This is a genomic window from Pseudoalteromonas sp. ABV4_021, from assembly GCF_056159365.1.
The window spans coordinates 3053420-3070633 of record NZ_JBSWVB010000001.1; the positions used below are offsets into that span (position 1 = coordinate 3053420).

A 17214-nucleotide genomic window follows, 5' to 3' on the forward strand; every position below is an offset into this window, starting at 1 on the left:
AATAACTTATACGAATGTAAACAATGCCTGGAAATTCGCTTGGTGGGAACGTTAATAACGCTTAATAAACTCTAGCAAACGATTGTTTGCTGGCATTTCGTGATCGGTAATCAATTCAAGACCCGCTTTTTCTGCTAGTTGGCAGATCCATTCAAAATCTCGAATACCGCGGGTGTTGTCTTTCACTTTTAACCATTGGTCAAACTCTGCATTTGACAGTGATGTAAACTCACCATGGTAGTTAAATGGGCCATAAATACACAGCGTGCCATTTTGCATTAAAAAGCGGTTCACTTTATCAAAAAACGCTTCAACAAGTTGAGGGCTAACAATATGCAGGGTATTGGCGGTAAACATGCCATCGTGCTGTGCTATTTGCCAGGGCTCTGCAATATCAAGCGCCAACGGCGGCAATAAGTTAGGTGCTGGAAAGGCATCAAGCCATGCCATCATACCTTGATGATTTGCCAACACATCACTGGTTTGCCAACTAAGGTGAGCAAGTGCAGGGGCAAAATACACCGCGTGTTGCCCACTACCTGAACCTATCTCTAAAACACTGGTTGCATTAGAAAATGCCGATTTAAGAATGGATAAAATCGGATCTTTATTATTCTCACAGGCTTTAGAGTAGGGCTGCATACTATTTCTCTGAAAGTAACGAAAGGAAGAAAGCGAGTACTAGTGCACGCTCTTTTAAGCTTTTAAAGCGTCCAGATGCGCCACCATGACCACTGTCCATATCAGTTTTAAATAAGAGTAAGTTATTATCTGTTTTGTATTCACGTAACTTGGCAACCCATTTCATCGGTTCCCAATACTGAACTTGCGAGTCATGAAAACCGGTTGTTACTAAAATATTCGGGTAGTTTTGCGCGCTAATATTATCGTATGGTGAATACGCTTTAATCCACTCATAGGCATCGCGTTCATTTGGGTTACCCCATTCATCATACTCATTTGTTGTTAGTGGAATGCTTTCATCTAACATAGTGGTTAACACATCTAAGAAAGGCACTGTGCAATCAATACCTAAATAAAGTTCTGGTGCTTGATTAACCACAGCACCCATTAATAAACCACCAGCACTGCCGCCCGAAGCAAACACTTTATCTTTAGCACCATAACCACTTTCAACCAGCGCTCGTGTTACATCGATAAAGTCATTAAAACTATTTTGCTTATGTTGCATTTTACCTTGCTCGTACCATTCACGGCCAAGCATTTCAGAGCCGCGTACATGGGCAATGACATAAACAAATCCTCTGTCGAGTAAGCTTAAGTTATGCGCAGAAAAGTTGGGATCGATAGTAATACCATAAGCACCATAACCATATTGATAAATCGGATTTGTACCATCTTGTTTAAAAGAATCTTTACGATACACCAGCGACACAGGAATATCGACACCATCGCGGCTAGTGATCATCAAGCGTTCCGCTTGATAGTTTGAAGCATCAAATTCACCTAAGACTTTTTGCTGCTTCAATATACGTTTTTCACCCGTATTTAGATCAAACTCAAATAAGCTACTCGGTGTCGTTAAGCTCGAATAAAAAATGCGCGCTTTATCGGTATTTGGCTCTGGGTTATCACCAATACCGGCAAAAAAGCATGGGTCGTCAAAGGCAAGGGCAAAGTGCTCACCGTTATTTGGGTAGATAACAAAACGAATTTGGCCCAATTCGCGCTCTGTCACGACTTTAAACTGAGTAAATAACTCAACACCTTCAACCAGTACATTAGTACGGTGCGCCACAAACGATTGCCACAGTGATTTGTCTTGAATAGTTTGCGCCGTAGCAGTAAAAATGCAAAAGTTCTTCGCCTGCCAGTTGGAATAAATAACGTATTCGTCGCCCAACTTATCAATATCGTAAATATGGTTTTCTTCACGAGGAATTAAGCGTTTAAATTCGCCCATTGGATTATTCGCATCAAGTACCAAGCAATCGGTAGTTTCGGTAGCTGCAAGATCTATCATCAGTAGGCTATCGTCACGGCTTTTGCCAAGCCCCATGTAAAAGCTGTGATCGTCTTCTTCATAAACCAGCACATCATCATTTTGCGATGTACCCAGCACATGACGATAGACTTGATAGCCGAGCAGAGTTTGTAAGTCCTTCCTTACATAAAATACTGTTTTATTATCATTGGCCCAAATAATTTGGCCTTCAGTATTTTCAAGTACATCGTCTAAATAGGTATTTGAATCAATATGCTTAAAACGTACGGTGTAAATGCGGCGACTATCGGTATCTTCTGAATAGGCTAGTAATTCATCATTTGGGCTAATGCCAATTTCACCTAAGTCGTAAAACTCATGTTCACTAGCAAGCATATTAACATCTAATAAAAGAGTTTTATTATCGCCAGTCGCGCTGGTGGCTCGGTAATGACGCGCATATTCTTCGTCACCAGTTACTTCGCTGTGATACCAATACTTACCGTCTTTTACTGGTACGGTGCTGTCATCTTTTTCAATGCGGCCTTTAAGCTCTTCAAACAATTCAGTTTGCAGTGTTTCACTTGGTTTTAATACTGCATCGCAATAGCTATTTTCAGCGGTTAAGTGATCAAGCACCGCTTGGTCAGCGCGTGCGTCATCGCGCATCCAGTAGTAGTTGTCTATGCGTTCTTGATTGTGTGAACGAAGTGTTTTTGCTGTTTTAGTCGCAATTGGTGCACTAGGTGTACGGTCTAAACGTAAAGTTGTCATGGAGTGAGCAGTAAACCCAAAGTATTAGCGTTAGTAATAGCCGCAGTTTAGCAAAATTAAGCATCGTTAACATTAAGTTACTTTTTACGTTTTAAATCCATTTTTGCTTTGGGTAGACTCATTTATTGATAAAAACAAAAAATTTCACTTTGAAGGTACCAAGGGAAACACAATGAAATTAAAGCTACTTACACTTGCTGTAGCACTAAGCTTCGCCACCAGCGGCGCAGCAATGGCAAAAGACGACAAGAAAAAAGACGAAAAGAAAGATAAAACACTCGCAGAAATGCTTGAGAAAAAAACCGCTTCTGAAGGGTTATTTAATCTTTATCAAGATAAGAAAACCGGCGAAACCATGATGGTTATTAGTGAGGCAAACTTAAATAAGCCTTACGTTTACTTTGCACATACGGTTGACGGAGTAATTGATGCAGGCCACGTACGTGGCTCTTACCGCGAAACCAAATTAATTGAGTTCCGCCGTCACTTCAACCGCATTGATATTATAAGCAAAACACCACGCTATAAGTTTGATCCTAATAATGCAATTGCCAAAGCAAGCGATGCAAATATCAGTGAAGCTGTATTAGCAAGCTTAAAAATTGAAAAAGAAGAAGAAGGCAAGTTTGCGCTTAAAGTAGATAAGTTATTTAAAAGCGAAGCACTGCATAAGGTATCTCCTTGGAAACGCGCTGGTGATAAAAACGCTAAAAAGCGTTTTAACCCAGGTAAGCTAGACGACAAAAAATCGCGTATTCTTAGTAACCGTAATTACACAAACAACTTAGATGTCGTTGTTGATTATGTATTTAAAAATGCCAACCCAAGCGTGCGTGGTACAAAATCGGTAACCGACCCACGAACTGTATCGGTAAAAGTGCAGCACTCATTTATTGAATTGCCACAAAACGATTACCAACCACGTAAAGATGATTCTCGCGTTGGCTATTTTGGTCAGCAATTTGACGACATGACCACTAGCGACTGGGCGCCATATCAAGATTACATTAACCGTTGGAATCTCGTTAAGAAAGATCCTAATGCCGCTATTTCTGAGCCTGTTAAGCCAATTACTTGGTGGATTGAAAACACTACACCTGTTGAATGGCGCGAAACAGTAAAAGAGGGCGTATTAGCATGGAACTTAGCATTTGAAAAAGCGGGTTTTAAAAACGCTATTGAAGTAAAAGTACAGCCAGACGATGCTGATTGGGACGCAGGCGACATTAACTACAACGTATTACGTTGGACCTCTTCACCACGTCCTCCATTTGGCGGTTACGGCCCATCACTTGCAAACCCACTAACAGGCCAAATTTTAGGTTCTGACATCATGCTTGAATACGTGTTTATGAAAAACCGTTGGATGATGGACAGCTTATACAGCCAAGCGGCATCATCAAGCGCCCACAACCATGAGATAGCAAGCCAAGAAGGGTTACATTGCAGCCAAGGTCATGAATTACAACAAGGCATGATGTTAGCTAACTCACTAGCAACAACCGATATCGAGAAGAAAGAAATTTTAGAGCAAGGCTTAAAAATGCTTATTCTTCACGAAGTTGGCCATACGCTTGGTCTTAACCACAATATGAAAGCGTCAATTTTGTGGAACGAAAAAGAAGTTCATGACAAAGCTAAAACGCAAGGTATTTTAACCGGTTCAGTAATGGACTATACGCCAGCGAACATTGCACCAAAAGGCATGACCCAAGGCGATTACTTCCAAGATAAGCCAGGCCCTTACGATGATTGGGCAATTGAGTATGGTTACTCACAAGGTTTAACTGATGCTGCGGCAGAAGCGGCGCGTTTAGAATCAATTTTAAAACGCTCTAGCGAACACGGTTTAGCATTTGGTAATGATGCCGATGATATGCGCGCACCAGGTCGACATATCGACCCACGCGTAATGATTGGCGATATGTCATCAAACGCAGTGGCATATGCCAAAGATCGTATGGAATTAGTAAACCAAACATTCGGTAAACTTGAGCAAACAGCGCTAAATGACGGTGAGTCGTATCAAGAGCTGCTGATCAAAGCAAATATGCTATTTGGTCAATATCGCGCTCAAGCAGGCGTTGTATCACGTTACATTGGCGGTGTTTATGTTGAGCGTGACAATGTTGGTAGTAATACACAACCTTACACGCCAGTGCCACTTGCTAAACAAAAAGAGGCAATGAACGTATTAACTGATCATGTATTTGCACCAGATACACTATCAGCAATGGAGCCTCTGCTTAACAAGATGCAACACCAGCGTCGCGGCTTTAGTCATTATGGTAAAAACGAAGATCCTAAGTACCACGCTATGGTACTGCGCATGCAAAAGAATGTATTAGCTCAGCTATTACACCCAAATGTAATGACGCGTATTTCGGATACCACAAAATACGGTAACGAATACGATGTGAACAGCTTCTTAAATGACTTAACCGCTGCCGTTTTTGTTGACGCAAAGTCAGCTTCATCAGTAAGCCACAACGTACAAACTGAGTATGTGCAGTCGTTAATTAAAATTGCGGGTATCAACAAGCCATCAAAGCACGATAACTTGGCAAAAGCAGCTGCATTTAAGCAACTACAAGATATTCAAGGTACAAGCCTATCTTGGGGCGCGTCAGATGCTGCGAAAGCGCAAAAAGCCTATATTGATATGCTAATTGAGAAAGCATTAAAAGCGTAATTAATATCGCTAAGCTATTTTAGGCAAAAACCTGAAAAGCCGAACATTTATTGTTCGGCTTTTTTATTGTATTGTATTAGCTGGACTTATTATCAAAGGATATGATTTATGAAAAAAGCGATTTTAGTTTCACTTACACTGATACTAGGTGCATGTAACTCAACTGAAAAAGTAAGTGAGCCTTACTTCACACAAGCTCCTATACAAGTAGAGCAAACTGAAGTAAAGAAATACTGGGTATTTCAACCGCAAAAACCAAAAAAATTCCATGGTAAGCGCCCCTCTTGGATGCCGGATCAACCTGGAATGATGACATATAAGCTAGTCATCGATTCAAACGGTAACGAAGTTACAAAAGAGCTGATTTCAACTACACCAAGTAATTGGATGACACAGCAACAACTAACAGACATGCCAAAAATGACTTATAAGCCAAGTGACCAAAATACTAACCGAGTGCCTGTTGAGGTAGTAATGCAGCTAGCACTGGGAATTACACGCAATAAATAGAAATCATATACAACAAAAAACCGAGGATTAACCTCGGTTTTTTATATCATAACGTTGTTAAGTATTAATCATAAATTGTTGGAATAGGCTGACGCTTATGCTGGGTACGTAAATAAATCGCAATCAGCTTTTCTTCAACTTCTTTTGATACTTCCTTACCTTCTAGAAAGTCATCAATCTGATCATAGCTCACGCCAAGTGCATCTTCATCAGCAAGGCCAGGGCGATCACACTCTAAATCAGCAGTTGGCGTTTTCGTTACTAGTAACTCTGGTGCACCTAACGTTTTAGCTAACAAGCGAACTTGACGCTTAGAAAGGCCAAACAATGGCGCTAAATCGCATGCACCATCACCAAATTTAGTATAGAAACCTGTGATGTTTTCGGCACTGTGATCTGTGCCAACCACTAAACCTTGGGTTAACCCGGCAATTTCGTATTGCGCTATCATGCGCTGACGTGCCTTTACGTTGCCTTTGGTAAAATCAATTGCACTTTGTGCTGGTGGCTCAATTCCTGCTGTCTCAAGGGCAGCTAGCGCCTCTGAATGCATTCCATCGGTTGCAGGCTTAATGTTTACAGTGACACGCTTTGATGGCTGAATAAAATCAACAGCAAGTTGCGCTTCATCTTCATCTGCTTGCACACCATAAGGTAAACGCATGGCAATAAACTGGTATTTATCAGTAGCATTTTCTTGGTTTAATTCATCAATCGCTAACTGACAAAGTTTGCCACACGTTGATGAGTCAACACCACCAGAGATACCAAGCACTAAACTGCGTGTACCTGACTCCACCAGCTTAGATTTAATAAAAGCAATTCGACGTGTAATTTCTGCTTGTGGATCGATTAAAGGGAGTACCTTCATTTCAGCCATGATTTCAGCGCGCACTGTTTATCTCCAATGTTATAAACCTAGATGTGATTTTATCTCTGCAAGTTCGCTGCGTAATTGAGCGACTTCTAATCTTAATTGTGCCATTTCATCACTTTGATGGCTAGCCACAACCGTCGATTGCACATTCGAATTCACTGCCGTTAGTTCAGAAATATCGGCATCACCAAATAAATGCATAAAGCGTGATTCGCGTTTACCAGGTTCGCGCTCTAGTTTCACAACATAATCTTGCTCTACTAAGTCATTTAAGGCACTTTCAACTTCAGTCACATTGCTAAACTCGGCTAAACGGTTAGAACGTGTTCTCAGTTCACCGGGCGTTTGTGCACCGCGTACCAACATTAAGCAAATAATCGCCTTTTGCTGATCGGTTAGCTTTATTGAACCAAACTCTGTATTACAAAAGCGATGAGCATATTTACTAACACGGCCCGACAACCCTTCATCAACCGTTACAAGACGTTTTGCAACAAGTGAATCTAAGCATTCTTGTACGTCAGATTCCGACAAAGCCATTACAGGCTCACGATTTGACTTTTGATTGCAGGCGTTAGTCAGGCTATTGAGCGAAAGAGGGTATTGATCAGGCGTGGTTTGTTGTTTTTCCAATAAACAACCAATAATGCGTTGTTCAACTGGCGTTAAATTGAGTTCCATCTTACTTCCTTGAGTAACAAGTTGTGATTCTTATATACCGCAATTTAGAAAATGAAAAAACCAAAACATACTAATTACACGTGTGTTTTTTGAAATTCGGTAAAAGTGGACTTATACCAAACTGCTTAAGTATGTGAGCAAATGTTTAACCCTCTTGAAAAGTTAGCTATTTAAGTAAGCTGGTATTGTTAACAAGGCTGATAAAAACAAAAAACCCGCCTATTGGCGGGTTTTTTACTAAACCATGTGAGGTTTGATTACTTCTTACGAGACTGAAGTACTTTGATCTGCGCAATCGCTTTTGAAAGCTCAATCGCAGCTTCAGCATAGTTGAAGTCTGCAGCAGATGCGTTCGCCATATGCTCTTCAGCTTGACGCTTCGCTTCTAATGCAGTTGCTTCATCTAGGTCTTCTGCACGTGTTGCAACGTCTGAAAGAACAGTTACAGTGCCAGGTTGTACTTCTAACGTACCACCTGCAATGTAAATCATTTCTTCTTCACCGTTTTGCTTAACAAAGTTAACCATACCTGGCTTTAGGGGTGTTAGTAGTGGTGCGTGGCCGTGTAAAATACCTAGCTCACCTTCACTACCTGATACTTGAAGTGATTCAACGCGACCAGAGAAAATTGTCTCTTCTGCGCTTACTACGTCAAGATGTATAGTCATTGCCATAACAGCCCCCTAATTACATGTCTTTGGCTTTTTCGATCGCTTCGTCGATTGAACCAACCATGTAGAACGCTTGCTCTGGAAGATCGTCATAGTCACCACCTAAGATGCCTTTGAAGCCCTCAAGAGTATCTTTCAGTGATACGTATTTACCAGGTGCACCTGTGAATACCTCAGCTACGAAGAATGGCTGAGATAGGAAACGCTGGATCTTACGAGCACGTGATACAACTTGCTTATCTTCATCAGATAGCTCGTCCATACCTAGGATTGCAATGATGTCTTTAAGTTCTTTATAACGCTGAAGAACTGTTTGAACACCACGTGCAACGTCATAGTGCTCTTGACCGATTACTAATGGGTCAAGCTGACGAGATGATGAATCAAGTGGGTCGATCGCTGGGTAAATACCGAGTGACGCGATATCACGAGAAAGTACAACTGTCGCATCTAAGTGAGCGAACGTAGTCGCTGGAGATGGATCCGTTAAGTCATCCGCAGGTACATATACTGCTTGGATAGACGTGATTGAACCAGTCTTAGTTGATGCGATACGCTCCTGAAGTACACCCATTTCTTCAGCTAGTGTAGGCTGGTAACCTACCGCTGATGGCATACGACCTAGAAGTGCTGATACTTCTGTACCCGCTAGTGTGTAACGGTAGATGTTATCAACGAAGAAAAGTACGTCACGACCTTCGTCACGGAACTTCTCAGCCATTGTAAGACCTGTAAGAGCAACACGTAGACGGTTACCCGGTGGCTCGTTCATCTGACCGTAAACAAGTGATACTTTATCAAGTACGTTTGATTCGTTCATTTCATGGTAGAAGTCATTACCCTCACGAGTACGCTCACCAACACCTGCGAATACTGAGTAACCGCTGTGCTCGATTGCGATGTTACGGATAAGTTCCATCATGTTTACTGTTTTACCAACACCAGCACCACCGAAAAGACCAACTTTACCACCTTTAGCGAATGGACATACAAGGTCGATTACCTTGATACCAGTCTCTAAAAGTTCAACTGAGCTGCTCTGATCTTCGTAGCTTGGCGCTTCACGGTGGATAGAGTAACGCTCTTCTTCACCGATTGGACCCGCTTCATCAATTGGGTCACCAAGTACGTTCATGATACGACCTAGTGTCGCTGTACCAACTGGAACCTTGATAGGCTCGCCAGTTGTGTCTACTTCAGTACCACGACGTAAACCGTCAGTAGTACCTAGTGCGATACCACGTACCACACCGCCGCCAAGCTGCTGTTGAACTTCTAAAGTCAAACCAGCAAGCTCACCGCTTGTTACTTTTAGTGCGTCATATACGGCTGGCACGTTGTCTTGTGGAAACTCAATGTCCACAACGGCGCCGATAATTTGGACGACCTTACCTAAACTCATGTCTATTCCTCTCGTTAACTTTGCCAACCGTTAAACGGCTGCTGAACCTGACACGATTTCACTAATTTCTTGTGTAATCGCGGCTTGTCGTGCTTTGTTGTATACCAGTTGCAACTCATCAATTAAGTCACCCGCGTTGTCTGTTGCGGCTTTCATCGCAACCATACGTGCAGCTTGTTCAGATGCAGCGTTTTCAACAACACTCTGATATACCTGAGACTCGATAAAGCGTTTAATAAGAGTTTCTAAAATTGCCTCTGGGTTTGGCTCATATAAGTAATCCCAAGAGTGGCTAGAAACTTCTTCGTCAGCTTTAGGCAAAGGTAATAACTGATCGATCACTGGCTCTTGCTTCATGGTGTTTACAAAGTTGTTGTAAACAACAAACAAGCGGTCAATTTTTCCTTCAGAGTATGCATCAAGCATAACTTTTACAGGACCAATTACGTCCTGAATTGAAGGAGCATCACCAAGCCCTGCTCTGCTTGCTAATAACTCACCGCCAAAACGCTGAAAAAAGCCTGCTGCTTTGCTACCTAGGGCAGCAAATTCAGCGTCAACGCCTTTTTCTTTCCACGCTTTAACGTCTAGTGCAACTTTCTTAAACTCGTTTGAGTTTAAGCCGCCACATAGACCGCGGTCAGTAGAAACAATAATGTAACCAACTTTCTTTACATCACGTTCTTCTAAAAACGGGTGTTTAAAGTCTAAGTTAGCCTGAGCAACACGACCGATCACTTTGCGTATATTTTCAGCGTATGGGCGGCTTGATGCCACGCGATCTTGTGCCTTCTTCATTTTAGAAGCGGCAACCATCTCCATTGCGCTGGTGATCTTCTGAGTATTTTTAATACTCCCGATCTGTGATTTTATCTCTTTTCCGCCGGCCATGACTTATCTCCGAATCAGTGGTGACCGAAGTCACCATTCAATAACTTACCAAGTTTGTGTAGATTTACACTTCTCTAAAAGCTCTTTAAGTTGAGCTTCGATCTCGGCGTTGTAGTTACCCGTTTCGTTGATTTCAGTCATAAGCGCTGAATATTCACTGTTAGCGAAAGAGATTAACGCAGCTTCGAAATCAAGTACTTTGTTGATTTCGATGTCTTTTAGATAACCTTTTTCAGCAGCGAATAGTGACAGAGACATTTCAGCAACAGACATTGGAGCGTACTGCTTTTGCTTCATTAGCTCAGTAACACGCTCACCATGCTCTAATTGAGCACGAGTTGCATCGTCAAGGTCTGACGCAAACTGTGAGAACGCTGCTAGTTCACGATACTGTGCTAGCGCTAGACGGATACCACCACCTAGTTTCTTAACGATCTTAGTTTGTGCTGCACCACCTACACGAGATACCGAGATACCAGCGTTAACCGCTGGACGGATACCTGCGTTGAATAGGTCAGTTTCAAGGAAGATCTGACCATCCGTGATTGAGATAACGTTTGTAGGTACGAACGCAGATACGTCACCACCTTGAGTCTCAATGATTGGAAGTGCAGTTAATGAACCTGTCTTACCTTTCACTTCACCGTTAGTGTACTTCTCAACGTAATCAGCGTTTACACGTGATGCACGCTCTAGAAGACGTGAGTGAAGGTAGAATACGTCACCTGGGTATGCTTCACGACCTGGTGGACGCTTAAGTAGTAGTGAGATCTGACGGTAAGCAACAGCTTGCTTAGACAGGTCATCATATACGATTAATGCATCTTCACCGCGGTCACGGAAGTATTCACCCATAGTACAACCAGCAAATGGCGCTAGGAATTGTAGCGCTGCTGATTCAGAAGCAGATGCAACAACAACGATAGTGTTTTCAAGTGCACCATGTTCTTCTAACTTACGTACTACGTTAGCAATTGTAGATGCTTTTTGACCAACCGCTACGTACACACACTTAACGCCTGTGTCTTTTTGGTTGATGATAGCATCGATTGCTAGGGCAGTTTTACCAGTCTGACGGTCACCGATTACTAGCTCACGCTGACCACGACCTACTGGAATCATCGCATCGATAGACTTATAACCAGTTTGTACTGGCTCGTCTACTGATTGACGCTCGATTACACCTGGTGCAATCTTTTCTACAGGTTCGAAACCTGCAGCTTCAACAGCGCCTTTACCATCAATTGGCTCACCTAGTGTGTTAACAACACGACCAAGTAGTTTAGGGCCAACTGGTACTTCAAGGATACGACCTGTTGCTTGTACTTTTACGCCTTCTTTAAGGTCTGCGTATGGACCCATTACTACTGCACCTACTGAGTCACGCTCAAGGTTTAGTGCGATAGCATAACGGTTGCCAGGAAGCTCGATCATCTCACCTTGCATACAGTCAGCTAGACCGTGAATGCGGATGATACCGTCTGTAACAGATACGATAGTACCTTCGTTACGTGCTTCACTTACAACTTCGAACTGCTCAATACGTTTTTTGATTAGTTCTGAAATTTCAGTGGAATTAAGTTGCATGCTCTTCTTCCCAATTACGATTGTAGTGTTGTTGAAAGACGATTTAGCTTGCCGCGTACTGTTCCATCAATCACAGTATCGCCAGCTTTAATCACTAGACCGCCCATAGTGTTAGCATCAACACTACAATTCAGCTTAACTTTGCGTGCGAAGCGTTTTTCCAATGCTGCGCTAAGAGTAGCTTTCTGCTCTGCAGAAAGCTCAGTTGCAGAAACCACGTCAACGTCGATTTCTTTGTCATATTCTGATTTAAACTCAGCATATAACGTAGCAACAGCAGGAATAGCGGCTAAACGCTCATTTTCGGCCATTAGCTTTATAAGATTTTGACCCTGTTCGTTGATCTGCTCTGCGCCTAGCTTGATGATTACATCAGCTTGCTCTTTTGCAGATGGGATGCTTGAAAGTAGGGCTTTAACCTGCTCATCGCTAGCTAATGCGCCAGCGAAGAACAACATTTCATTCCAACTTTCTACAGCACCTTTTTCAACCGCTAGGTCAAAAGCCGCTTTCGCGTATGGGCGAGCGATGGTAGTCAATTCAGACATGCTCATACCCTCCTATTAAAGCTGCGCAACAAGTTTTTCAACGATGTCGCTATGTGCCGCTTCATTGATCTCGCGCTCTAAAATTTTCTCTGCGCCAACAACTGCTAATGTAGCAACTTGTTTACGTAGTTCTTCTTTAGCACGGTTACGCTCAGCTTCTACTTCTGAGTGACCTTGAGCAATGATAGCTTGACGCTCCTCTTGACCACGAGATGTCTCGTCATCAACGATTTGTGTCGCACGCTTTTTAGCTTGTTCAATAATGTCAGCTGCTTGCGCTTTCGCTTCTTTAAGCTGGTCAGCTGCTTTCTGCTGAGCAAGCTCTAAGTCTTTTTCAGCTCTGTCTGTAGCAGCTAAACCTTCTTCAATTTTTTTCTGGCGAGCTTCAATTGCGCCGTTTAGCGGTGGCCATACATATTTCATACAGAAAAGTACGAAAACCGTAAACGCAATTAATTCACCAATTAGAGTGGCAGTTAAGTTCACGACCGCTCCTCCTTAAATAGTTTGCTGTTCAACGATTAATAAAATTAAAGTACGAACAACAATACCATTGCGATACCTACACCGATCATTGCTACCGCATCGATAAGACCAGCTAGGATGAACATTTTAACTTGTAGTGAAGGCGCTAGTTCAGGCTGACGAGCACATGCTTCTAGGAATTTACCACCCATGTTACCGAAGCCGATTGCAGTACCGATAGCACCGAAACCGATAAGTAGAGCCACAGCGATGTACTTAAGACCAATCATTAGTTCCATTTTTATCTCCAAAATGTAAATTAAAAGTTAAATTAAAAAAGTGTATAAATTAGTGGTTGTCTGAGCTTGCCATGCTTAGGTAAACAATCGTCAGCATCATAAATACGAATGCTTGAAGAACGATAACTAAGATATGGAAAACTGCCCAAATAAAGTGTAATGGTAACTGCATTAAGCCAACTGCACCGATTAGGATGAAGATAAGCTCACCTGCATACAGGTTACCGAATAAACGTAGTGCTAGTGAAAACGGCTTAGCAACTAACGCAATTGTTTCTAAAAGAAGGTTACACGGAATTAAGAACAACATACCGATTTTGTTCTTAGTGCTGAATGGGTGAAGCGTAAGTTCAGCAAGGAAACCTTTGATGCCTTTAATTTTTACTGAGTAACCAATCATCAGCAAGAATACACCTAGCGCTAATGCAGCTGTTAGGTTGATATCTGTGGTTGGTACTATCTTCATGTAGACATCATGTGAATCCATACCAAACGCTGATTCGCCAACAAAGCCAGCAAACGCAGGTAAGAAGTCAACAGGAATTAAGTCCATTAGGTTCATTAAGAAAACCCAAACAAAGATGGTCAGTGCAAGCGGAGCAATTAACGCGCTCTTACCATGGTAAGTATCACGTACGTTGTCGCCAACAAACTCAACAATCATCTCAATGAAACATTGAAACTTACCCGGTACACCGGTAGTTGCTTTGTTTGCTGCACTACGGAAGATCCATAAAAATAAGATCCCTAATCCGATAGACCAAGCAAGGGTATCGATATGCCACGTCCAGAAACCACTGTCAGCACATGCTTTATTGAAGGCAAGACCAGCATCGGTCGAACACATCTTAGCATTTGTTAAGTGGTGCTGAATGTGACTCGATAGAGTTACTTCTTCAGCCATGTTTTATCCCAAAAGTTAATGAAAAAAAATCGGTGCAAACCAGCTCACAATCATCACCAACACATAAACCGAGACAAATGGTAACAACACCACTGTTGACGACTTAAGTACCAGTGCGAATAGCAAAATGGTTAATAAATACTTTAATCCAGCTCCTCGTTTAATCGAGGAATATACTTGTTGTACTTGTCTGGCCCCTGCAAAGCGAAACGCATAAAGGGTATATACAAAATTGGGAAGCAACGCGACAAATCCGCCCATTAACGCCGATTTACCCGCTAACACTCCCCAACCAAGCCAAACTACTAACGCACTTACAAGCGCTACTACGCCCTGCAAATAAATAAACTTCAGTGCTTTGGTTCGTAAAGGTTTTGCTAAAGAATTTGCCACAAAAATAATCAACCTTCACGATGCACAATGAAACAGGGTACAAAAAACTGGCAAAATTATACTTATTTTTGCCAGATTTGCAACTTGAAAGCCGTTTATTTATAGGCTTTTGGAAGGTGCATAAACAGGCTTTAAACCGTGATTTTTATGCAAAATTTAAGGTATTTTTAGACTATTAGTTAATATTAATGAAATGTATATCGAAAATTAATATAGCGTTAATTAATTTTCTCTAAAATACCGTCAAGTTCATCAAGAGAGGTATACGAAATAACCAGTTTACCTTTGCCTTTCTGATTGTAGTTAATTTCAACTTTAGCCCCTAAGTTTTGAGCAAGCTGCTGTTCTAACTGCAATACATCTGGATCTTTTTCTTTTGGTTGCGCTTCAGGCTTTGGTTCAAGCACTGAACGCACTAGTTTTTCCGTTTCACGCACGGTAAGTGCTTTTGCGACTACTATACGCGCAGTGGCCGACTGGTCCTCACCATCAAGTGCTAATAAACAGCGGGCATGACCCATTTCAATGTCGCCGTGCTCGAGTAAACGTTTAACATCTTCATTGAGATTATTTAAACGCAGCAAATTAGTGACGGTTGTACGTGATTTACCAACAGCATCAGCAACTTGTTGATGTGTCAGCTCAAATTCGTTCAATAAACGGTCAAGTGCAACCGCTTCTTCCATCGCATTTAAGTCTTCACGTTGAATATTTTCAATTAATGCAATGGCAACAGCCGCTTCGTCAGGTACTTCTTTGATTAAACAAGGAACAACTTCTAATTTAGCGAGTTGCGCCGCACGCCAGCGACGTTCACCGGCAATAATTTCGTAGCTATTATGTGCAATTGGACGCACCACAATTGGCTGAATCACCCCTTGTGCGCGGATTGAAGAGGCCAGTTCTTCAAGCGCCTCTTCTGACATGTCTTTACGCGGTTGATATTTTCCTGGATTTAAGAATTCAATCGGAAGTTTTTGTAGCTCACTTGGCGGCGTCGCTTTTGCAGATTCATTAACACCGTCAGTTTGCGCGACTGATTGATCTTGAACATCTTGCGCTTTTGGTTTTGCAGATGTTAACAGGGCATCCAAGCCGCGCCCTAAACCACGTTTTTTAGGAGACATTCATATTCCTCAGAAATTAAGCAACGGCCTGACTTTTTTTCTCTTTACGACGCAGCATTTCTCCAGCTAATGCAAGATATGCTTTAGCACCACTTGATGCGCGATCGTAGTACATTGCAGGCGCACCAAAACTTGGCGCTTCAGCTAAGCGTACATTACGAGGGATTACCGTGCGGTATACTTTTTCACCAAAATGTTGTTTTAATTGGTCAGACACGTCATTTGCTAGACGATTACGCGGATCGTACATGGTTCGCAAGATGCCTTCAATTTCTAATTTTGGATTTACTAATTTAGCAAGCTGCGTGATGGTATCCATCAGCGCTGTTAAACCTTCTAATGCAAAATACTCGCATTGCATCGGCACAAGTACCGAGTCTGCTGCGGCCATTGCATTTACCGTTAACATGTTTAACGAAGGAGGGCAGTCAATAAAGATAAACTCGTACTGGTCGGCTACTTTTTCAAGCGCATTGCGCAAGCGAATTTCTCGCGCGTACATTTCCATAAGCTTCACTTCAGCAGCAGTTACGTCGCCATTTGCTGCAATTAAGTGATATTCGCCAGAGGTTTCTTTAATAACAACGTCATCGAAAGGTTTTTCTTCAACAAGAAGATCGTAAGTAGTGGCAATTTCATCGTATTTGTCGACGCCGCTACCCATAGTCGCATTACCTTGTGGATCGAGGTCGATTAACAGCACTTTACGCTTAGTAGCAGCCATTGACGCTGCTAAATTTACCGCAGTGGTGGTTTTGCCAACCCCACCTTTTTGGTTTGCAATTGCAATGATTCTAGCCACGGTGTCCCCTAACAAATTAGTTCTTTTTTAGAATTATTAAATGCCTTTCGGCATCCAGCTCAGGCACTGTTAATACTACTTTATCTTGGTATTCAATCGAGGCCGGTAATTGGTCAATTTCTTGTTCAGGAAATTGCCCTTTTAGCGCAATAAAACGACCAGAGTGATCCACTAAGTGCTGACACCAGTCTACCATATCTTGCAAAGATGCAAAGGCACGACTTAAAACGCCATCAAATGGTTGTTCTGGTTGATATTCTTCAACGCGAGATTGCACCGGAGTAATATTTTTAAGCTTTAAATTTAGCTTAACTTGATTTAAAAAACGAATGCGTTTGCCAAGGCTATCTAATAACACAAATTGTTTATCAGGATGAGCAATTGCTAATACCACACCTGGTAAGCCAGGGCCCGTACCAACATCAATATAGTGATTGCCGTCTAAATGCGGTGCAACAACTAACGAATCAAGAATGTGTTTAACCACCATTTCTTGTGGATCACGAACAGATGTTAAGTTGTAAGCTTTATTCCATTTATCAAGCATTTCAACATAACTAACCAGTTGCTGTTTTTGCGTTTCAGATAATGAAATGGATGTTTTTGCCAATAAGGCGTCTAATTTATTGCGAATCACGTAATGAAC

At 42.0% G+C, this 17214-nt stretch carries 18 protein-coding genes; 2 read left to right on the forward strand and 16 right to left on the reverse strand.

Translation table 11 applies throughout. The features are described 5' to 3' along the window. Positions 1 to 51 precede the first annotated feature (51 nt). Both ACXAFE_RS14155 and ACXAFE_RS14160 read right to left on the reverse strand, forming a co-directional pair. Entirely contained in the window at positions 52 to 642 is a 591-nt protein-coding gene (locus ACXAFE_RS14155; RefSeq protein WP_475153556.1) for a DUF938 domain-containing protein, read from the reverse strand. A gap of 1 nt (position 643) precedes the next feature. Further along, complete coding sequence (locus tag ACXAFE_RS14160) at positions 644 to 2719, reverse strand: S9 family peptidase (RefSeq protein WP_475153557.1); 2076 nt, start codon at positions 2717 to 2719, stop codon at positions 644 to 646. 172 nt (positions 2720 to 2891) lie between these two features. On the opposite strand from ACXAFE_RS14160, the gene ACXAFE_RS14165 reads away from it, so the two are divergent. Both ACXAFE_RS14165 and ACXAFE_RS14170 read left to right on the forward strand, forming a co-directional pair. Continuing rightward, the gene (locus ACXAFE_RS14165; protein WP_475153558.1) at positions 2892 to 5411 is read left to right on the forward strand and encodes a zinc-dependent metalloprotease; all 2520 of its coding nucleotides are present in this window, start codon (positions 2892 to 2894) and stop codon (positions 5409 to 5411) included. A 108-nt stretch (positions 5412 to 5519) separates the two neighbouring features. Then, positions 5520 to 5921, forward strand: coding sequence for a hypothetical protein (locus ACXAFE_RS14170; protein ID WP_475153559.1), 402 nt, complete (start codon positions 5520 to 5522; stop codon positions 5919 to 5921). Between the two features lie 64 nt (positions 5922 to 5985). Here the strand turns inward: ACXAFE_RS14170 and nadE are convergent, their stop codons facing one another. From nadE to rsmG, 14 genes are all read right to left on the reverse strand, one after another. Continuing rightward, complete coding sequence (gene nadE, locus ACXAFE_RS14175; RefSeq protein WP_475153560.1) at positions 5986 to 6816, reverse strand: ammonia-dependent NAD(+) synthetase; 831 nt, start codon at positions 6814 to 6816, stop codon at positions 5986 to 5988. A 15-nt stretch (positions 6817 to 6831) separates the two neighbouring features. After that, positions 6832 to 7479, reverse strand: a complete 648-nt coding sequence (locus tag ACXAFE_RS14180) for a YceH family protein (RefSeq protein ID WP_475153561.1) — start codon at positions 7477 to 7479, stop codon at positions 6832 to 6834. A gap of 257 nt (positions 7480 to 7736) precedes the next feature. Continuing rightward, complete coding sequence (locus tag ACXAFE_RS14185; protein ID WP_237131053.1) at positions 7737 to 8153, reverse strand: F0F1 ATP synthase subunit epsilon; 417 nt, start codon at positions 8151 to 8153, stop codon at positions 7737 to 7739. Between the two features lie 13 nt (positions 8154 to 8166). Beyond that, entirely contained in the window at positions 8167 to 9552 is a 1386-nt protein-coding gene (atpD, locus tag ACXAFE_RS14190) for a F0F1 ATP synthase subunit beta (RefSeq protein WP_054979385.1), read from the reverse strand. 30 nt (positions 9553 to 9582) lie between these two features. After that, a complete protein-coding gene (gene atpG, locus ACXAFE_RS14195; protein ID WP_010561334.1) occupies positions 9583 to 10443 on the reverse strand; it encodes a F0F1 ATP synthase subunit gamma in 861 nt (286 codons plus the stop codon). A gap of 45 nt (positions 10444 to 10488) precedes the next feature. Continuing rightward, a complete protein-coding gene (gene atpA, locus ACXAFE_RS14200; protein WP_010561333.1) occupies positions 10489 to 12030 on the reverse strand; it encodes a F0F1 ATP synthase subunit alpha in 1542 nt (513 codons plus the stop codon). 14 nt (positions 12031 to 12044) lie between these two features. Further along, the gene (gene atpH, locus ACXAFE_RS14205; RefSeq protein ID WP_475153562.1) at positions 12045 to 12578 is read right to left on the reverse strand and encodes a F0F1 ATP synthase subunit delta; all 534 of its coding nucleotides are present in this window, start codon (positions 12576 to 12578) and stop codon (positions 12045 to 12047) included. 15 nt (positions 12579 to 12593) lie between these two features. Further along, the gene (gene atpF / locus ACXAFE_RS14210; protein ID WP_010561331.1) at positions 12594 to 13064 is read right to left on the reverse strand and encodes a F0F1 ATP synthase subunit B; all 471 of its coding nucleotides are present in this window, start codon (positions 13062 to 13064) and stop codon (positions 12594 to 12596) included. A 44-nt stretch (positions 13065 to 13108) separates the two neighbouring features. Continuing rightward, the gene (gene atpE / locus ACXAFE_RS14215) at positions 13109 to 13342 is read right to left on the reverse strand and encodes a F0F1 ATP synthase subunit C (protein ID WP_010561330.1); all 234 of its coding nucleotides are present in this window, start codon (positions 13340 to 13342) and stop codon (positions 13109 to 13111) included. A gap of 49 nt (positions 13343 to 13391) precedes the next feature. Beyond that, a complete protein-coding gene (gene atpB / locus ACXAFE_RS14220) occupies positions 13392 to 14246 on the reverse strand; it encodes a F0F1 ATP synthase subunit A (protein WP_100914453.1) in 855 nt (284 codons plus the stop codon). 15 nt (positions 14247 to 14261) lie between these two features. Further along, positions 14262 to 14639 carry an ATP synthase subunit I gene (locus tag ACXAFE_RS14225; RefSeq protein ID WP_475153563.1) on the reverse strand — a complete coding sequence of 126 codons (378 nt, stop codon included), beginning with the start codon at positions 14637 to 14639 and terminating at the stop codon, positions 14262 to 14264. A gap of 218 nt (positions 14640 to 14857) precedes the next feature. Beyond that, positions 14858 to 15766: a ParB/RepB/Spo0J family partition protein gene (locus tag ACXAFE_RS14230; protein ID WP_475153564.1), complete on the reverse strand. Its 909-nt coding sequence runs from the start codon at positions 15764 to 15766 to the stop codon at positions 14858 to 14860. 16 nt (positions 15767 to 15782) lie between these two features. Then, positions 15783 to 16568: a ParA family protein gene (locus tag ACXAFE_RS14235; protein ID WP_475153565.1), complete on the reverse strand. Its 786-nt coding sequence runs from the start codon at positions 16566 to 16568 to the stop codon at positions 15783 to 15785. 16 nt (positions 16569 to 16584) lie between these two features. Beyond that, positions 16585 to 17205: a 16S rRNA (guanine(527)-N(7))-methyltransferase RsmG gene (rsmG, locus tag ACXAFE_RS14240; protein WP_010561325.1), complete on the reverse strand. Its 621-nt coding sequence runs from the start codon at positions 17203 to 17205 to the stop codon at positions 16585 to 16587. Positions 17206 to 17214 lie beyond the last annotated feature (9 nt).

Coding starts and splice junctions, on each gene's coding strand:
- ACXAFE_RS14155 (WP_475153556.1), bottom strand. CDS start 642: ATGCAGCCCTACTCTAAAGCCTGTGAGAATAATAAAGATCCGATTTTA.
- ACXAFE_RS14160 (WP_475153557.1), bottom strand. CDS start 2,719: ATGACAACTTTACGTTTAGACCGTACACCTAGTGCACCAATTGCGACT.
- ACXAFE_RS14165 (WP_475153558.1), top strand. CDS start 2,892: ATGAAATTAAAGCTACTTACACTTGCTGTAGCACTAAGCTTCGCCACC.
- ACXAFE_RS14170 (WP_475153559.1), top strand. CDS start 5,520: ATGAAAAAAGCGATTTTAGTTTCACTTACACTGATACTAGGTGCATGT.
- ACXAFE_RS14180 (WP_475153561.1), bottom strand. CDS start 7,479: ATGGAACTCAATTTAACGCCAGTTGAACAACGCATTATTGGTTGTTTA.
- ACXAFE_RS14185 (WP_237131053.1), bottom strand. CDS start 8,153: ATGGCAATGACTATACATCTTGACGTAGTAAGCGCAGAAGAGACAATT.
- atpD (WP_054979385.1), bottom strand. CDS start 9,552: ATGAGTTTAGGTAAGGTCGTCCAAATTATCGGCGCCGTTGTGGACATT.
- atpG (WP_010561334.1), bottom strand. CDS start 10,443: ATGGCCGGCGGAAAAGAGATAAAATCACAGATCGGGAGTATTAAAAAT.
- atpA (WP_010561333.1), bottom strand. CDS start 12,030: ATGCAACTTAATTCCACTGAAATTTCAGAACTAATCAAAAAACGTATT.
- atpH (WP_475153562.1), bottom strand. CDS start 12,578: ATGTCTGAATTGACTACCATCGCTCGCCCATACGCGAAAGCGGCTTTT.
- atpE (WP_010561330.1), bottom strand. CDS start 13,342: ATGGAACTAATGATTGGTCTTAAGTACATCGCTGTGGCTCTACTTATC.
- atpB (WP_100914453.1), bottom strand. CDS start 14,246: ATGGCTGAAGAAGTAACTCTATCGAGTCACATTCAGCACCACTTAACA.
- ACXAFE_RS14230 (WP_475153564.1), bottom strand. CDS start 15,766: ATGTCTCCTAAAAAACGTGGTTTAGGGCGCGGCTTGGATGCCCTGTTA.